Source organism: Mesorhizobium sp. WSM4848, from assembly GCF_055811375.1.
The window spans coordinates 164,177-180,955 of record NZ_JBVVPX010000001.1 but is presented as its reverse complement, the minus strand read 5'-3'; the positions used below and the strand labels follow the sequence as shown (position 1 = coordinate 180,955).

Below are 16,779 nucleotides of genomic sequence, written 5' to 3'. Positions count from 1 at the left end.
TCGGCCCCACGCCTTTGGGATAGCCAGCTGGAGTTTCAACTACTGATAGGATATTTCGAGGTTCTGTCGCCATCCGAGCGCGGTTCCGGTTCGTTGCCTGCGGCATACACTTGACGCTATATAAGGTTGAGAAGCACGCGAACATGAAGGAACTGCGTTTCGACGCCGCCGACGGTGTCTGGAGAGTCGCGTTCGCTTTCGACCCTGAGAGGAAAGCGATTCTTCTCGTTGCCGGAGACAAATCTGGCGTCAGCGAAAAGCGCTTCTACAGGAAGCTGATTGAGATCGCCGACCAGAGGTTCGATGCTCATTTGAAGCGACTGAAAGAAAAGCAGAAAATCCGTAAGCAAGAGCAGAAGAAGGAGAAAAAGTGATGGCTATTTCCGCTGATGATGTATTTGCCGAAACGATGTCTCCCGAACTCATCGAGGCTTCTGACCGCCGTACCAGGGAACTGCTCGAGGAATTTGAGACACTTCAGCAGCTTCGCAAGGCTCGATCACTTACCCAAGAGCATGTCGGCAAGAAGCTGGGCAAGAAGCAAGTCTCAGTTGCCCAGCTTGAAAAGCGGTCAGATTTTCTCCTGTCGACCCTGCGTGGATACGTTAGGGCACTCGGTGGCGAACTGGATCTCGTCGTCAGGTTCAAGGACCATGCTCCCGTTGTACTGGCGGGGGTAGGTGAGGAAAGTCTCGCCGAGGTGCCGCGTGCTCCAAATCGTGCCGAATCGGCGAAAAAGAAAAAGCGGAGCGCGCGTCAGGCGGTGGCATGATCTTGCATTCACCGCCTGGCGCTAACGGCGGCACCGCTTGGGCGACTGTCCGCGCCACGTCTCGCGATATGCGACGGTGATCGCCGACGAGCACGCCAGCTACAACGACTTGGCTGGGCTGAACAAGCTGAAGGTGAACCATTCAAATGTCTGCCAGCCTGAGGACGGCACCAACACCAACTAGGTGGAAAGCTTCTTCTCTCGCGTCCTGCACGCCATCACGTACCTGTGTGGCTACTGGCAGGGCAACAAGCCATCACGCCACGCCGGCGCGGATCGGTGCTTCGCGGTCCGCCCGCAGCAGACGCATGTTGCGGGCGTCGTTGGCGAGGATATTGAAGCAGTCGCCGCCGAACCATTCCAGCGAGGCATCCACCTCCTCGCGCTCGAACAATTCGTCGAGGAATTGCAGATAGTCCACCGCGCCATCGAAAAGCGCGGTCATGCCCGTCCGCTTTCCGGCCGCGACGTAGACGTTTGCCGGCTCAAAGACGGCGAGGTCGGCGCGCGATCGGACATTCTTCAGATGATAGTGCCGGATATGCGGCAACAGGGCGCGATGCGCGGCGATCGGATCGGCGCCGCCTTCCCAGACGTGCAAGGTGTCGAAATTGACGCCCAGCGCCGGATGGTCGACCTCCTCAAGCAGGCGTTGCGTCGACGAAAGCGTGTCGGCAAGCGTTCCCGGATGTGTCTCCACCAGGATCTCGCAGCCCTGGTCCTGCGCAATCATGCAGGCATCCTTGAGCCGCGCCGACAGGCGCCAGCGCGCTTCGGGCGAGGTATCCCGGCTTGCCGACTTGCCGGCGAACGTGCGCACCTTGTGGGCGCCCCAGCGGCCGGCCAGGCGGCAGAGGTTCGACGTGGCGTGGCGCAGCGACGCGAGATCGTCATCGAGAGGCAGATAGTCGCTGAGCATCGGTACTGAAAGGCCGAACGCCGCCATCCAGTCGGCGTTGCGGTCGGTCATATGCTGCATGTTGCGCGCATGTGCTCCCCAGAGCTCGATACCCTGGAAATCGTTCGCCGCCGCCCACCGCGCGATGTCCTCCAGCGACAGCAGATGATGGCGGAAGGTGATCGTGCAGAGCGACAGCCTCATGCGACGGCGTCCTCGACATCGTGGTGCGGCGCGTGCAGGAGGCCGCGCGTGTCGCACCACACCCGATAGGTTTGGGCAAGGCGGCGCTTCAGCGACCGCTCCTTCGCGTCCAGCACATCGAGTTTCTCGAATACCTGCGACGCCAGGACTTCGTCGCCTGTCTGGCTGAGTTTCATGATGGCGTAATGAAGCGCCTTGAATTCCTGGATCAGAGATTCGATGTCGTCGCAGATCGTGTCGAACTCGGCGTTGGAAAGCTGCAGCGATCGCCAGAAGAAGGCAAAGCCGTGCTCCAGCGCGTATTTGCGGATCGAGATGACCGGCAGCTCGCGCAGCGCCATCGACAACTCGGGCAGTTTCACGCCGTCGCGGCCGTCCAAATGCGCCCGAACGACTTCGCCCGTTGCGCGCGTCAGCAGATTGTCGTCTTCATGGAAACAGGCAAGGAAATAGTCGCGCAGATCGACGGCGGACGGTTTCCTGATGTCGGCAGCGTCAAAGATGAAACCGCCGGCAACGGTCGGCTGCATGATCGCATCGATGACTTTCTGCTTCTCGATCCTTCCTTCCCAGCGGAAATCCGGGTCAAGAACCATCCAAACCGCCGGATCCTCGGTGTGTTCCAACATCAGATAGTGCGGGAATGGATTCTGGTTGAACTTGTTCTCGCGCTCCGGCAGGTGGAAGAGATCGAGCATGACCATCAGGTACTCGCTCTGCTTCTTGCGCTCCAGAAGCTCCAGCATCGTCGCCAGGTTCTCTACCTTGGCGGCGTCCGGCCGATACCATCGGCGGACCTTGGCGCCGTACAGGCGCTCGAACCAATCGCGGAAGAAGTCGTGGTTGATTTCAGGCGCGTGATACGCCAGCCGCCAGCTTTTATCGACGGCGAAACCCGCATCCCAGACGCCGAAGAAGAAAGGTCGATGATCAAGCTGCCTTTGCTTCACCGCGTGGCAGACATTGCTGACGAAGCAATGGACCTTGATGTCGACGAAGTCCTCGCCATGCACACCGATCCGCTCGGCCACTTCTCGTTCGGCGCGAGCGAGAACAAGTTCCTTTGCCGGCTTCACAAGTGTTCCATTCGGTTCCGAGGCCTTGACGAACAGCCGCGCCAGGTCGTCCACGGTGGCCAGATCCTGGCGACTGATCACCTCCTCGGGCAGCGCGACACCGTGGTCGAGTTCAAGCGCCAGCATGATCTCGAGAATAAGCACGGAATCGAGATACAGATCCTCGTTCAGCCTGGCTTGCGGCGCGAAGGCATCCATGTGCTGGCTGTCGAGCTTGTCGCGCAGGATCGTCCCGATCGCGTCGAGTATTTGATCGTAGGTCATCAGGCTGCCTCCGTCCGTACCGGCGCGAATTCGCCCGTGCCGTAGCGAACAGCCACGTCGCGCCGGCTGATCTTGCCGTTCGCCTGGCGCGGAATCCGCTCCACCTGAACGATCTCGGTTGGCATCTGGTGTGCTGCAAGTCGCTCGCCGCACCATTGCCGAAGCTGCGTCCGGTCGACCGCATGTTCGGCGCTGAACAGAAGCGCGACGCGCTCGCCAGCGAATGCATCCTGCTTGCGGAACACGACCGCGTCGCCAATGCCGCCGAATGTCATGACCACGTCCTCGACTTCCTTCGGATAGACGTTGAGACCGGAGACGTTGATCAAATCGTCGAGACGCGACAGGAATACCAGCATGCCGTCATCGCGGCGATAACCCAGGTCGCGTGTCTCGACCGCCACGCCTTTGCGCTCGACGGCAATTTCCTTCGGCTCACTGGCCGTGCCGGCGTCGCGCAACGCAAAGCACGGCAGCACATAGCCGACTTCATTAGCCGCCTGCACATCCGGGTTGATCGCGATGCAGCCGGCTTCCGAGCAGCCGTACTGCTGGAACATGTATTTTGATTTGGCCCTGATCTGCCCGAACCAGGGGTCGGGTAAGAGGGTGCCGGATGTCATCGTTGCGTGGATCTGCTCGCCGGCCGGCAAAAGCCTGGCGAGCGTGTGAAGGATGGCCGGCGATGAGATCAGATAGGGCCGCTGCGTTTCGCGCAGCTTGCGCAGCACGAATTTGGGGTTCCCGGTGTCCAGTATGGCGGGCGACTGGCCGCGCTTCAGCGCCACCATTACGCCGCAGATCAAGCCGTAGGAATGGGTGGTTGGACCGGCGATCAACGGGGTCATGTCCTGTGGCTCGACAAACGCCGAGGTGTAGCTGTCGACCTCGTCGTCTATCTCGCTCCAGGCGCGCGCGACGCATTTCGGCTCGCCGGTCGTGCCAGAGCTCATCTGCAACAGCTGTCCAGCTTCGCTGGCGCGCTCCTCGCAGATCGGCTCGCCTTCCAGCCGGTTGTAGAAAAGCCAGTTGCACTTCGCCGTCTCCGCCTGCCGGCGCGCCGCGGCATATGGCGTCGAGGGATGCAGCGGCAGCACGCTGGCGCCGGCCGCGCGCGCGGCAAAGAAGAACACCAGCCAATCCTGCGCCTCGGAGAAACAGACTGCAAAACGGTCGCCTGCGCGCTTGTCGAGTTGCGCCGCGGCCGCAATGCGGTCCGCCGCGTCGCGGAAATAGGTTTGATCAAAGACCGTGTCGTTGATTGCGATCATGTTTGTGTCTCCTTACGCGACTGCAAGGCTGTTTGGGATTTCGTGGGCGCATTCGCTGCCCGGCGGCGAGAGCTTGCGTCGCAGCAGCGATTCCGTGCGGATGCGCGGCTGGAACAGGCCAAGCGCGGCTTGCCGGTGCGACAGTCCGAACTGCCGACAATGGTCCTGCAACCGTCTGCCGACTCCGGACCAGAAGCTGTCTTCGTCGAGACCGTAACAATGGCGCAGCAGATGCGAGATCTCGGCCAGGTTGTAGACAAACAGGGCGTCCAGGCAGAGCTCGCCGAGCAAATCGGCGCTCTCCATCCAGTAGTACTGGTTGGGCGCGGCGTCACGATAGGCAGGGTTCAAGGCGACGAAGTCGGGAACAGTGGAGGGATCGCGCAGGAAGCCAGGCACATATTCGACGCTGTCGTGGAAGTCGCGCATCGCCAGCCTCACTGGCCAGCCATCGCGATGGATCAGGACCAGGTTCTGGCCATGCGCTTCCGTCGCGATGCCATGGCCGACGAGCAGGTGAAACACCGGCATCGCCACCGTAGCCACAAGCCTGTCTAGCCAGGCGTCCAGCCCGTACTCATCGATCCAGTCCGCGACGAACGGCCGGCCGTCACTTTCCAGGGCCATCAGCGCGTTGAGCGGCACCGCGGATTCGCCGGCCTGAAGGCTGCTGGTAACGTCCTCCCGCCAGATCGCGGCGATCTGTCCTGCCAGCGGTCCTTCCCGATTTGCGATCGTGCCGGCATATTCGCCGAGGATGGTGAGCGGATATCGCGCCTCGAACAGCGGATCGCTGGCGACCATGTCCTTCAGCCAGCGGCTGATCGACGGCGCGCTGCACACCGAATGCGGTTCGATGATGCGCATGGCCGACGAGTTGACGAGATTCATCGGCAGTTTGAGATTGGCGCGTCGCGGGTGATCGCGATTGAAAAGCGTCCGCACGGATTGGCTGGCGGTATAGCGATCGCCGGCCTGGCCGAGGAATCCGGCGGAGCCCTCCGCCAGCCAGCGCGACAGTTCCGAGCCCTGTAACGCTTTCCATTGCCAGGGATGCAGCGGCATCAGGCCGAAACGCCTTGCATTGTCGCCGAGCCGGGCACGGCGCTCGTCCAGCAGCGAACAGGTTTCGGCGCCGAGTTCGTGCGTCCAGAAAGCCTGCTCGTCCGTGGGAAACGCCGAGTGCAGACGTTCGGGCGCGACCGCCAGCCAGGCCAGTTGGAAGGCGTTGCCTGCTTCCGGGCCGTACGCCGCGTGGTCGGCGTAGTCGAATCCGGTGCGCGACTTGAAACACGGATGATAGGGATGACCCTCATCGATCGCGCTGTCGAGTTGCGCAAATGGCAGATCGCGGCGCGGTCTGGGCCGGAGATTGCGCCCGTTCCAGGCGCTGAAATCGAGCGTCCGATCCAGTTCGGATGTGAGTTGTGCACGCCGTTCAGGGCAGGTGTCTATGCTCGCCAGGAGATCGCCGAGCGTCGCCGGTCGCCATTGGTCGTCGCAGCCCCGCACGATCGTTTCGGCGACAACCCTGACCCGGCCGAAGGCGCCGATCGATCCCTCGCAGCGTATCGAGGCGCCGCCGCAGCGCCATTCGAAACCGGCTTTCGCGCCGCCGCGCGACACCGCGCAACCGACCAGGCCCTCATAGACCAGGGCTTCCGCGAGCTGGCGCATCACACGCAGCTCGGGGATGCCGTGGAGATCAAGAGGCAATGGCATGTGCCTGCTCCGCGGCCACAAACAGGCCGACACGGCTCAGTGGATTGGGAAAATGCGTGTAGATGGCGCTGCCGCCCTCGGCCAGCTCATCGACATCCCCGAGTCGGATCGCCAGGTTGGCCTTTGCGGTGATGTGCGGCTTGTCGAGCAGGCTAGTCGCGAATTCCCGTCCCGCGCCAGTGAGTTCTCCCGCCAGTTTTTTGAGCCGCGCTCGAAGGATACCGAGCAGTTCGGCCTCGCTTGCCAGGCCGTCATGCCCGGCGCGTGCGATGACCGAGAAGATCTGATTGACGATGAGATAGTAGGAGAGCCGTTCGCGAATCTCGCGGTCGTCGAAGAACAGACTGCGGATCTGGACAACCTCAGGCACCAGGCCATACCACCGGGCTTTGGCGCCGTTCGAGAGGTAAAATCCCTGGCTGTCGCGATAAAAATATCGGCTGGGCAGCCCCTGTTGCGACAGGTCAAGCAAGCTGTTCTGCTGATGCGCTTCCAGCGCGACGCCGAACCGGTCGTAGAGTTTGACCAGCGGATCGAGCGCACAGTCGAGATAGCATTCGAACCAGCGACGGCACGCCTGCCGCACCGATATATCCTGATCCTGCGCGACACGCCGGACGATTTTTTCGAACAATGAGCTGTGCCCGGGACGTGGTTCGGCCGTCAGTGCCGAAACGGTGATCACGGGATCGTCGGCGCGGCCCCGGAACGGGTTTTCACGGAAAATGACTTCGAAACCGCTCTCGGCCTGTCCGGAAATATCCAGCGTCGCGTATGCGCTGTCGTGGAGAAAGCCGAGGCGCTGCTCGAACATGTCGATCCCGGCGCGTTCGAACAGGCGCGCCACCGCAACGCCTGCCTCCAGCTCGTGCCGCCTGTTGACGCGCTTGGAGTTGGTGATGCGGACGGGCAGCGAGAATTTCGGCATCCAGGCGGCATCGTCGCTGTAAACCGTGCGCACCGAAGAAGTCGCCGTGAACACCGGCCCTGCCGGACCGAGATACCGGATCTGCCCTGAATCCATGAGCGCGCGCACCGCCGGGTCGAGCATCAATGCTTGCGCCTGAAGCGGATGCATGGGCAGGAGCGTCTCGCCGTTCCCTGCGGCAACCGTGCCGGCGTCATTCCCCAGTAGTGAGCTGACGATCGAGGTCACCGCGATGCCGGCGGAATCCTCGCGGACAAGGTGGGCAGCGGCAGCGAAATACGCCAGCTGGAAACCGCCGCGCAATTCGGGGGCATAGACATCCTGCTGCCAGTTCGACATGCCTTGCAGGCTCTTGGGCGTCGGATGCAGCGGATGTCCAAAATACAGGGATTGTTCCGCGGCTATAAAGCCGATCGGTGGCGGCGCCCGATCGGCGGCGTCGAGGTAACGCTTCGTCGCCTGACAGCTCTGAAGAATCCGCTCGAGAAGCTCGACGTCGGCTTGTCGATGCGTGGCCGATCCGGCTTCTCTGGCTCCCAGCACAAGCAGATGCACGGCCAAGATCGGTTCTATCTCGTGCCAGTTCGGACCTACATCCTGACGAATCCAGATCTGTCCAAACAGGTGCATTCCGCAAAGCGATCGGGATTTCATTTCGATGCGCAGCACGGCATGCCGCGACGGCAGGGAAATCTCCACGCAATCGAAGTTCCGTTCTCCGATGCGGTGGAACACCGGAATCCCGGAATTCAGCTCACGCAAATAGCTGTTTGCCAAGGCTCGAAAAATTGCCTGTTCTGCTGCAATCTGATTCTTGTCGATCATTCGTTGCGGACGCCATGTCGCACAGACGCCGGGCAGGCGCTCTGCGCTGAGTTTCAAAGGTTTTGATGGCGCCGCGCGTGAAGGGCCAGCCTTGCTGCGGCCGCGGCTAAAACTAAACTACGATTGTCATGTTATCCTAGTCAGCTGCGCGGATCAACCTCCGAAGGCAGTCATCTGGGCAATGCCACCGCGGCTCATCTGGACAGTTCGATCTCGGCCGCGATTGCCCTTTTAGCCGAAACGGTTGGCGCGGAAGGTTGCAAGCATGGGGTGCGGATTGCCGGAGGCGATTTCTTTGGCCAGCAATTCGCCGACGATCAGTCCAAGCGTGGCGCCGCTGTGGCTAAAAGCGACGTGAAGGTCGGCGACGGTCTCGACGGAGCCAAGCACCGGCTCGCCATCGCCGGGGATAGGCTTCGGGCCAACGGCGTAGGTTGCGAGTTGGAGCCGCGGATTGCCGTCGAGCACGGCGGTAGCTTCGTCGAGCAGTCCCTTTACGGTCTTGTCGTGCACGGTGTAAGTGCCGTCTGAGTTGACCGCGACTTCTTCCTCCGACCATGCCGAATCCAAAACAAGTGCGCCATCCGGCGTCGGGCGCACCGCAACACGCGGCGTATTCAGCACGGCACGGAGGTCGGTCTTGATCGGTTTGGTCTTCAAGAGAAGTGAAATCGGGGTGGCGTCGGGGACATGGACTCCGATCTCCGCAAGCATGCAAGGCGTCGCTGGCCCTACGGCAAGGACGACTGCATCCGTCTCGACCGGCGTACCGCCAGCAGTGATGACGCCACGTGCGCGACCGCCTGTGGCAACTATCCGCACGCGTCCAGCGTCCTGAACAAGCTTGCCGCCGCGGGAGCGGAATTCATTGAGCAGCCGATCGATCAAAGACGGCAGGTCAACCCATCCTTCGCCAGGATTGAAGATGGCGCCCTGCGGGGCGATCGCACTGGCATCGATGCCGGGCGTCACTGCGCCAACTTCGGCAGGGTCGAGCAGAAGCGCGTGATAACCAATATCCTGCTCCAACTGCCACATCGACGCGATCTGGTTCGCCTCGTCATCTGCATCCCAGGTGAGGCCGCCGTCAAAGCGAAGCCACGATGCGGCTTCCGGCCTTGTAGCGGCCAGGGTCCGATAACGATCGATGCCTGCAAGCCTCAAGCGGTGATAGGCAGTGTCCGCGCGTCGCGCTGAGTTCAGCCAGGAAAGTGAACGGCCGGATGCACCGTTGGACGGCGCGCCGTCGTTGACAATGGTCACGTCAAGCCCAAGGCGGGCGAGGTGCAGCGCGGTCGAGGTGCCAAAGATGCCTGCGCCGACAACGACGACATGGCGCGGCTTTGGGGATGCAGTCATAGAGAAATCCTTCTACGCAGAAGATGGGCTGGGAGTGTGAGATCGCCACACGTGCGGCGGGCCTAGTAGTCCGACAGCTTCTTCATGTAGCGCCGGCCCTCGAGCATCGGCCGATCGCGCAGACCTGCCAGCTTGTAGGCAAAACGCCATAGAGTGTCGAAGAAGACCAAAGGCACGAGATAGGGTTTGATGTGTTCGGACATACCGCCGAGGTCGAGTTCGGCTCCATCGAGCACCAGGATGTTTTCCCGGCTGCCGTACTTGAAAAGGAAATCACGGGCACGTTCGGAGAGGCTCCGCGTTTCGTCCAAACCCAGCAAGACAATGAAGCAAGCATCCCTATCCACCACTTCGAATGGGCCATGAAAGAACTCGTTCGCGTGTATTGCCTGCGAGTCGTACCATTGCATTTCCATGAGCACGCAGATGGCGTAGGAGTAGGCCGCACCGTAGCTGGCACCGCTGGCCAGTGTGTAGATTGCCTGTCGAGGTGCGAAGCGAGCGGCGAAGGTCTCGAACCGGTCTGCGTAGGCCCGGTGCGCGCGCTCGATGGCCGGTTGAAGATGGCTCAGGCTGATCAGCAGGTCGTTGGTTAGCCCGCCATCCTCCCGAGCATCGATCAGACCGGCGAGCAGCATGTAGAGCACACCGTAATTGCTATAGGCTGCATCGATTGCTTTGCCCGTCGTGTACGAGGCCTGGTAGGCAATCGGGTGGTCGACCGCCCGCGCGAGGGGCGATGTTTGGTCGAGCGTCATGCCGATTGTCGTTGCGCCTCGCGCCCTGGCATGATTGGCTGCCCGCACTGTCTCCTTGGTAGTTCCTGTCTGCGAGCAAAGGACAACGAGCGTGTCAGGTCCCAACCGCCGCGGATCTCGGCAGACGAATTCATCCGCGTTGTAGCTGTCGCAGGCAATTGCGCCATTGTGGCGGTCGAGGAAGTATTTGCCTGCCATCATGATTGAGAGCGAGCCGCCGCACGCCACGAGAAAGAGGTGCGAAAACTGCCTGCCCGCCGTGGCGTTCAGAGCGCGTTCTAGGTCGGCGGGCAGGGCGGAAATCATGAGCTTCCTCGTCTCGTTGACAGAGCTTGGGCCGGCGCACAATTGACAGGCAGCAGTCATTGTGCGAACGTTATCACATCCTATAAGCTGAAAGTCCTGCAATGGTCAAGATTGCCGCCATGGGCGATAACGTGGTCGATTGCTATCTTGCTCGCGGCGAGATGTATCCTGGCGGAAACTGCCTCAATGTCGCCGTCTACCTGAGCCGCTTCGGTGGGCAGTCGGCCTATGTCGGAGCGATCGGCAAAGACCGGGCTGGGGACCTGATCTGCACTGCACTGGCGTCGGAGCGCGTTGACGTCACCCGATTGCGGCGCCTCGAAGGGCCGACCGCTTACTGCCTCATCGGTCACCACAAGGCCGATCGGATTTTCCTGGATTTCGACCTCGGCGTTTCGATGTTCACGCCGACGCGTGAAGATCTGGATTTTCTCTCAGGCTTTCAGGCCGTCCACATCGGCCAGTCCAGCGGGTTAGACCAATGGGTTGCCGCAGTTTCGAGTAAATCACGGTTATCGTACGATTTTTCCACACGGCGGGAACCGGAACACCGGCGCGAGGTTGGACCATATTGCTATCTGGCTTCTGTCTCAGGGGATGGTCTCGACGACAAGGAATTGACCGCAATGGTATCCGAACTGCTTGCATGCGGTTCAAAGTGGGTTTTGGTGACTCGCGGTCGAGCCGGCGCGGTGCTTCACACCGACTCGGTTTCCTACCACACTCCGGCGCGGATGGTCGAACCCGTCGACACCCTGGGCGCGGGCGACACCTTCATCGCCCGAACGCTGCTCGGCCTGCTTAACGAAGAGGCGCCTCACGACATTCTCCGCCATGCCGCAGAGGCGGCGGCTGCAACCTGCCAGTACTACGGCGCGATCGGCCATGCGTCAGCAATCGATATCGGCAACATATCGCCCGAGATCCTCAGCACCGCGCGGCACGCTCCACCCGGGAAGCCGTCTAGCCGCGAAATTCTCCGAAACAATTGACCCGATGATCGGACAGTGCTAGGAAAAGTGATAACGTTCTCATCCGCTCAACGAAACGCCGCTTAAGAGCATTTTTGATGGATCAGACGTCGAGTGGGACCGCAAGGCCGGGTTCGGCCGATTAAGAGGAGAAGACACATGCAAACAAATTCGAGCAGGCGCCACCTGGTGAAATGCGGTCTGGCGCTGACCATCGCGCTGGTGACAGGACTTGGCACACTGGCCTGGTCAACGCAGGCAAAAGCGAGCGACAACCCCTACAATCTCATCGACCCGACGGTGATCAGCGTCGGAACGATGGGCGATGCGAAACCCTACGTCTTCACCGACGCCAATGGAAACTTCACCGGCTTCGATGCTGAACTCTTCCGCGACGTGGCGCGCCGGCTTGGGTTCAAGGAGGAGCAGGTCGTCTTCACCGGCCAAGAATTCTCGGCCTTGCTGCCATCCGTCGCCAACGGCCGCTTCGACGTCGCTGTCGCCGCCATTGGCACGACCGCGGAGCGCAAGAAGACCGTGGATTTTGGCGATGGCTATCTCGCGGGTTACCTTTCGATCATTTCGGCCGATCCGGCTCTGACGAGCAATGAGAGCACCGCCGGAAAGCGCATCGGCGTCATCCAGGGGACGCTGCAGGAAATCTATGCCGAGAAGAACCTGAAGGGCGACATCGTCAAGTTCCCCGACAACAACACCGCGGTGGCGGCGCTGAACAACGGGACGATCGATGGCCATTTCACCGACTATGAGTCGGCCAAGCAGTATGTAGAACGCTATAAAAACCTGAAGATAACCATGAACGTGCCGTCCTTCGATGCGCCAGCCGGGTTCGTCGTGAGGAAAGGCAACGATGCCTTCCGCGAGGCACTGAACAAGGCACTGCGCGAGGCCATGGAGGATGGCACTTGGAAACGGCTGCACGAAAAATGGTTCGCGGGCACCCCCATGCCAGATCAATATCTGCCCAAGATGTGAATTCGAGCGACTTCGCTGTGTTTTCCGGCCGGGCCCGTGAGCAACGGTGCCCGGCCGAGTTATAGATGGACTTGATATGAGCTGGTTCGACACCTTCTCCCGCAGCTTCCTTGATTTCCAGGCGATGGCAGAAGTTCTGCCAAACATGGTGAGGGTCGGCCTCAAGAACACCCTGATCCTGGCCGTCGCCTCGACGTTTTTCGGGACGCTGATCGGTATCGTTCTCGCGGTGATGGGGATCTCCGAGAACCGGCCGCTGAAGCTCCTCGCGCGGGTCTACACCGATGTCTTCCGTGGGCTTCCCGCCATTGTCACTATTCTGATCATTGGCCAGGGCTTCGCACGGTTGGGCCGCGACCTGTTCGGTCCATCGCCTTATCCGCTGGGCATTCTGGCACTCAGCCTTATTGCCGGCGCCTACATCGGAGAAATTTTCCGAGCCGGCATTCAGAGCGTCGAGCGCGGTCAGATCGACGCCACCCGCACGCTCGGGATGACGTATGGCCAAGGCATGCGCCTGGTGGTGATCCCGCAAGGCATCCGCCGCGTCCTGCCGGCACTAGTCAATCAGTTCATCGGCAACGTCAAAGACTCCAGCCTGGTCTATTTCCTTGGCCTGCTCGCCTCCGAACGCGAACTGTTCCGTGTCGGCCAGGATCAGGCTGTGCTGACCGGCAACCTGTCACCACTCTTGCTGGCCGGCGTGTTCTACCTCGTGATCACGGTGCCGCTAACCCACCTCGTCAACTACATCGACGCGCGCATGCGCGTCGGCAAGCGTATCACCGGCGTGCAGAGCGGCCTCAAGGAAGTCGCCGAACTGGCTGACGCCGGTTTACCGGGCGCAGCGAAGTCGCCCGCACGCTTCAAGGGTGGCAGCATCGAAGTCAAGAATATCGACATGGCCTACGGCGCCATCCAGGTGCTCCATGACGTCAGTCTGAAAGTGGAGCCCGGGACGGTCACCTGCCTGATCGGGCCATCCGGCTCGGGCAAGTCGACCTTGTTGCGTTGCCTCAACCGCCTCATCGAATGTCGAGCCGGAGACATCCTGCTCGATGGCGAAAGCATCTACAGCCAGACCCCTGACCAGCTCCGGCGGCGTGTCGGCATGGTTTTCCAGCAATTCAACTTGTTCCCCGACCGCAGTGCGCTCGCCAACATCACCCTGGCGCTGCGCAAGGTAAGAGGCATGTCGCGCGAGGAGGCTGAGCGCGCGGCCTCAGCGAGGCTGCATGAAGTCGGACTCTTGGAGCGCAAAGACCATCGGCCGGCAAATCTTTCGGGCGGACAGCAGCAGCGGGTGGCTATCGCGCGCGCCCTGGCCCTCGAACCGGAGATTATGCTGTTCGACGAAGTCACCAGCGCCCTCGATCCGGAATTGGTGAAGGGCGTCCTGAACTTGATGGCCGAGCTCGGGCGAGGCGGGATGACGATGGTCGTCGTTACGCATGAGATGAACTTCGCCCGCAAGGTTGCAAACCAGGTCGTATTCATGGACGAGGGGCGGATTGTCGAGGCAGGGCGACCAGCGGACCTTTTCGACAATCCGCAAAGCCCACGTCTTCGGCGCTTTCTGTCTGAGGTGCTCTGATTGCAATAGTGTGTGCAACGGCGAGTGCTGCTGTGTTCGGGCTTGCGGGGTGGGCCTAACTGCCACTAGCTCGTCTTTGCGACGCACGAATGGGCGGCGGGGCTTGCTGAGTGATTCAAAGATTGTCAAAAAACGCAACCATCATAGAGGTTGCTCGCCGGGCCGGGGTCAGCTCCGCCACGGCGGGGCGTGTGCTTGGCGACTATGGCTACAGCAGCCCCGAGGTTCAGGAGAAGGTGCGCGCCGCCGCAGCTGCGCTCGGCTATCGCCCCAATCGCCTGGCAAAAGGTCTGATCACCGGTAAGACGCAGACTATCGGAGTTGTGGTCGGCGATATCGAAAGCCCGTTCTACGCGAGCGTCTTGCGTGGAATAGGCGATGTCGCGCGCCGTGGCGGCTTCGGGGTTATCGTTACGAATAGTGACGAAAATGCCGAACTCGAGCGAGAGGCAGTGCAACTGCTGCTGGAAAAACAGGTCGACGGATTGATCGTCTCGTCGACCTTCGCGGATAAGCCGGATCATCTTCGTGAGGCAGTGGCGGCCCGCTGTCCAGTCGTGCAGTTCGACCGCATCGTGGCGGGCCTGGAAACCGATTCCGTGGTGGTCGACAACGTGTCTGTAACGCGCAGCAGCATCGCCGCGATGATTGAGGTCGGACACAACCGCATCGGCATACTGGCCGAACTGGGTCCGGGCCAGCGCGATGATGTCGGCTCGTTTGTGGCGAACCGCGATCTCTCCAGCGCTGACGTTCGCTGCCACCATCCAAGCTGGCAACGGCTGTTGGGTTATCTGGAAGCTCATCGTGCCGCAGGTATCGAGCCGGATCTGCAGTTGATCCGCCGCGTGGCGGTCTATTCCAGCGAGGCGGCCCGCAAAGAGGCGCTCGATCTGCTGACGATGCGCAATGCGCCGTCTGCTCTATTCACCGCCGATGGTGTGATGTCGACAGGCGTTCTGGAGGCGACTTCCGCATTGAAGCTTGCGATTCCAGGAGACGTTTCGCTGCTTTGCTTCGACGATCTCGACTGGATGCAGTTTGTGGCCCAAGGTATCACAGCCATCGCGCAACCCGCGCATTTGATCGGAGCGGCGGCGGCGGAGCTTCTCTTGAAGAGGCTGGCGGAGGCCACCTTACCTTTCGAGCACCGTGTCCTGGCGGCCCGCTTGGTGGAACGCAATTCGATTGCCGTGCCTGTATAAGGCTGGACGATCTGAAGTCCCCTGAGAGGCGAAGCAGGCCCGTCCCTGACATTCAACCACTGCCTGCGTTGACCTAAAACGGTCGTAGTCATTCAGGAAAGCATCGACAGGTCAGTTGAAACCGCTGACCTGAGCCTGCCCGGCTGTTCTTCACCAACACTGGCGGTCCCATCGGTGCTCGTCATTGCCAGCCAGTCGGCTCCGGACCGTTCACACGCACGAGGACGGCCGCTGCGATGGCGGCGCTTGTCGTCTCGGCCGGTCGGGCTCACCAAGCAGGCGTGAAATATATTTCTGTATGTGAATTTTATTGACACTCAAGCCAACTCCTGCGAATGATCAGCTGCTGGGCCTCGGGAGGAGGTTTGGCCTCATCAACCACAAGCGGCGGCACGTCAGTGTCCGACCGCTCATTGACCAGGCTTCCGAGGGAGGACTCTTGCGCAAATTTTTGAGCATGCTCGCCATTTCGGCAGCCGCCATCACAGTGTTGGGGGCAGGTCACGCTGCTGCCCAGGCCGCTAACCCGTTCAAGTGCGAGCCGGGTGAAAAATACGTCATGAACGTCATGGTTTCCGGCGTCGAATACTGGTTCCCGGTCTACGAGATGTTCAAGCAGGCTGGAAAGCAGTTCGGCTGCGAGACCGAATATACCGGGACGCCCGAATACGACGTGAACAAGCAGATAGCGACGTTCGACCAGGCGCTGGCTCAGAAGCCGGCTGGCATCCTGGTCCATCCGATGAACTCCGATCCGTTCATCGAGCCCATCAATCGGGCCATTGAGCAGGGAACAGCAGTAGTCACATTCGCCGCAGACTCGCCCAACTCCAAACGAGTGTCCTACATCACCTCCGACAACGTCGCCGAAGGCACCTATGCCGCCGATGCAGTCGCCAAGGCGATGGACGGCAAGGGCGAATACGCGGTCCTCGAAAACCCCGGACAGGACAATCACGACAAGCGCATTGCCGCCTTCATCACCCGCATGGAAGCCAAATGGCCGGATATGAAGCTCGTCGGCCGCGCGGCGTCGAACCAGGATGCGACGAAGGCCTATCAGGCCGTGCTCAGCCTTGCTCAGGCGCATCCCGATCTGGGCGCAGTGTTCATGCCGGAAGCCAACTCGGCAATCGGCGCCGCTCAGGCCGCGAAGGAAGGCGGCGGCAAGATCCGGGTTATGCTGGCCGACGTCAACGCCAAGATCCTCGACATGATCAAGGCCGGCGAAATCTTCGGCTCAGTCAACCCGAACCAGGGCATGCAGGGCTATATGGGGTTCATGCTGCTGTGGCTGGCCAAGCATCCCGAGCTGATCGACCCGATGAACGACGCCCGGCGGTCGGGTTTCAACGGCATGAGCGTGCCCTTCGTCGACAACGGCTTTTCCATCGTCACCGCGGAAAATGCCGACGATTTCTATTGGGACGCCTACCTCAAGCGGCGCGGCACCAAGGGCATCGAGGAATAAGGCTGGCCGCTCACGGAGCTCTTTCGGAATGCTCGACCGGACGGGGGGGGGGGGGGGGCCCCCCCCCCCCCCCCCCAAAAAAAAAAAAAAAAAAAGGGGGGGGGGGGGGGGGGGCCCCCCCCCCCGCCCCTAAAACCCAAACAAAGAAAAAAAAAGACG

Annotated in this window: 15 protein-coding genes and 1 pseudogene; 9 read left to right on the top strand and 7 right to left on the bottom strand. The window is 61.1% G+C overall.

From position 1 onward, the window contains the following. Positions 1-131: 131 nt before the first annotated feature. From AC0L16_RS00855 to AC0L16_RS00845, 3 genes and pseudogenes are all read left to right on the top strand, one after another. Positions 132-374: pseudogene (locus AC0L16_RS00855) on the top strand (type II toxin-antitoxin system RelE/ParE family toxin); the annotation flags it as partial. Further along, on the top strand, positions 374-772 hold the full coding sequence (locus tag AC0L16_RS00850; protein ID WP_473618471.1) for a helix-turn-helix domain-containing protein: 399 nt from the start codon (positions 374-376) through the stop codon (positions 770-772). The pseudogene AC0L16_RS00855 and the gene AC0L16_RS00850, both read left to right, overlap by 1 nt. Before the next feature lie 37 nt (positions 773-809). After that, positions 810-956, top strand: a complete 147-nt coding sequence (locus AC0L16_RS00845) for a hypothetical protein (protein WP_473618470.1) — start codon at positions 810-812, stop codon at positions 954-956. 72 nt (positions 957-1,028) lie between these two features. On the opposite strand, the gene AC0L16_RS00840 is transcribed toward AC0L16_RS00845, so the two are convergent. From AC0L16_RS00840 to AC0L16_RS00820, 5 genes are read right to left on the bottom strand one after another with little or no spacing between them, the layout of a single operon-like run. After that, the gene (locus tag AC0L16_RS00840) at positions 1,029-1,874 is read right to left on the bottom strand and encodes a sugar phosphate isomerase/epimerase family protein (protein ID WP_473618469.1); all 846 of its coding nucleotides are present in this window, start codon (positions 1,872-1,874) and stop codon (positions 1,029-1,031) included. Beyond that, the gene (locus tag AC0L16_RS00835; RefSeq protein ID WP_473618468.1) at positions 1,871-3,214 is read right to left on the bottom strand and encodes a DUF6005 family protein; all 1,344 of its coding nucleotides are present in this window, start codon (positions 3,212-3,214) and stop codon (positions 1,871-1,873) included. The genes AC0L16_RS00840 and AC0L16_RS00835 overlap by 4 nt, the downstream gene beginning before the upstream one ends. Then, a complete protein-coding gene (locus tag AC0L16_RS00830; protein ID WP_473618467.1) occupies positions 3,214-4,485 on the bottom strand; it encodes an AMP-binding protein in 1,272 nt (423 codons plus the stop codon). Before AC0L16_RS00830 ends, AC0L16_RS00835 begins: the two co-directional genes overlap by 1 nt. Before the next feature lie 12 nt (positions 4,486-4,497). Next, a complete protein-coding gene (locus AC0L16_RS00825) occupies positions 4,498-6,207 on the bottom strand; it encodes an IucA/IucC family protein (RefSeq protein ID WP_473618466.1) in 1,710 nt (569 codons plus the stop codon). Beyond that, positions 6,191-7,483 carry an IucA/IucC family protein gene (locus tag AC0L16_RS00820; protein WP_473618765.1) on the bottom strand — a complete coding sequence of 431 codons (1,293 nt, stop codon included), beginning with the start codon at positions 7,481-7,483 and terminating at the stop codon, positions 6,191-6,193. Before AC0L16_RS00820 ends, AC0L16_RS00825 begins: the two co-directional genes overlap by 17 nt. Before the next feature lie 24 nt (positions 7,484-7,507). Between AC0L16_RS00820 and AC0L16_RS00815 the strand changes: the two genes are divergently transcribed. Further along, on the top strand, positions 7,508-8,026 hold the full coding sequence (locus AC0L16_RS00815; RefSeq protein WP_473618787.1) for a hypothetical protein: 519 nt from the start codon (positions 7,508-7,510) through the stop codon (positions 8,024-8,026). A gap of 165 nt (positions 8,027-8,191) precedes the next feature. Here the strand turns inward: AC0L16_RS00815 and AC0L16_RS00810 are convergent, their stop codons facing one another. Next, entirely contained in the window at positions 8,192-9,319 is a 1,128-nt protein-coding gene (locus AC0L16_RS00810) for an NAD(P)/FAD-dependent oxidoreductase (protein WP_473618465.1), read from the bottom strand. Positions 9,320-9,381: 62 nt separating this feature from the next. Continuing rightward, complete coding sequence (locus AC0L16_RS00805) at positions 9,382-10,383, bottom strand: SIS domain-containing protein (protein ID WP_473618464.1); 1,002 nt, start codon at positions 10,381-10,383, stop codon at positions 9,382-9,384. A 101-nt stretch (positions 10,384-10,484) separates the two neighbouring features. Here AC0L16_RS00805 and AC0L16_RS00800 point away from each other — a divergent pair, with 101 nt between their 5' ends. The 5 genes from AC0L16_RS00800 (at position 10,485) to AC0L16_RS00780 (ending at position 16,620) form a co-directional block, all read left to right on the top strand. Further along, complete coding sequence (locus tag AC0L16_RS00800; RefSeq protein ID WP_473618463.1) at positions 10,485-11,375, top strand: PfkB family carbohydrate kinase; 891 nt, start codon at positions 10,485-10,487, stop codon at positions 11,373-11,375. 138 nt (positions 11,376-11,513) lie between these two features. Continuing rightward, positions 11,514-12,350: an ABC transporter substrate-binding protein gene (locus AC0L16_RS00795; RefSeq protein ID WP_473618462.1), complete on the top strand. Its 837-nt coding sequence runs from the start codon at positions 11,514-11,516 to the stop codon at positions 12,348-12,350. Positions 12,351-12,426: 76 nt separating this feature from the next. Then, the gene (locus tag AC0L16_RS00790; protein ID WP_473618461.1) at positions 12,427-13,944 is read left to right on the top strand and encodes an amino acid ABC transporter permease/ATP-binding protein; all 1,518 of its coding nucleotides are present in this window, start codon (positions 12,427-12,429) and stop codon (positions 13,942-13,944) included. Between the two features lie 110 nt (positions 13,945-14,054). Continuing rightward, positions 14,055-15,149, top strand: a complete 1,095-nt coding sequence (locus AC0L16_RS00785; protein ID WP_473618460.1) for a LacI family DNA-binding transcriptional regulator — start codon at positions 14,055-14,057, stop codon at positions 15,147-15,149. A gap of 439 nt (positions 15,150-15,588) precedes the next feature. Then, entirely contained in the window at positions 15,589-16,620 is a 1,032-nt protein-coding gene (locus tag AC0L16_RS00780) for a substrate-binding domain-containing protein (protein WP_473618459.1), read from the top strand. The last annotated feature ends 159 nt before the right edge of the window (positions 16,621-16,779 follow it).

Excerpts from the sequence above, each read along its gene's own strand:
- AC0L16_RS00840 (WP_473618469.1), bottom strand. The coding sequence starts at position 1,874 with ATGAGGCTGTCGCTCTGCACGATCACCTTCCGCCATCATCTGCTGTCG.
- AC0L16_RS00835 (WP_473618468.1), bottom strand. The coding sequence starts at position 3,214 with ATGACCTACGATCAAATACTCGACGCGATCGGGACGATCCTGCGCGAC.
- AC0L16_RS00830 (WP_473618467.1), bottom strand. The coding sequence starts at position 4,485 with ATGATCGCAATCAACGACACGGTCTTTGATCAAACCTATTTCCGCGAC.
- AC0L16_RS00850 (WP_473618471.1), top strand. The coding sequence starts at position 374 with ATGGCTATTTCCGCTGATGATGTATTTGCCGAAACGATGTCTCCCGAA.
- AC0L16_RS00795 (WP_473618462.1), top strand. The coding sequence starts at position 11,514 with ATGCAAACAAATTCGAGCAGGCGCCACCTGGTGAAATGCGGTCTGGCG.
- AC0L16_RS00790 (WP_473618461.1), top strand. The coding sequence starts at position 12,427 with ATGAGCTGGTTCGACACCTTCTCCCGCAGCTTCCTTGATTTCCAGGCG.
- AC0L16_RS00815 (WP_473618787.1), top strand. The coding sequence starts at position 7,508 with ATGTCCAAAATACAGGGATTGTTCCGCGGCTATAAAGCCGATCGGTGG.
- AC0L16_RS00810 (WP_473618465.1), bottom strand. The coding sequence starts at position 9,319 with ATGACTGCATCCCCAAAGCCGCGCCATGTCGTCGTTGTCGGCGCAGGC.
- AC0L16_RS00825 (WP_473618466.1), bottom strand. The coding sequence starts at position 6,207 with ATGCCATTGCCTCTTGATCTCCACGGCATCCCCGAGCTGCGTGTGATG.
- AC0L16_RS00805 (WP_473618464.1), bottom strand. The coding sequence starts at position 10,383 with ATGATTTCCGCCCTGCCCGCCGACCTAGAACGCGCTCTGAACGCCACG.
- AC0L16_RS00800 (WP_473618463.1), top strand. The coding sequence starts at position 10,485 with ATGGTCAAGATTGCCGCCATGGGCGATAACGTGGTCGATTGCTATCTT.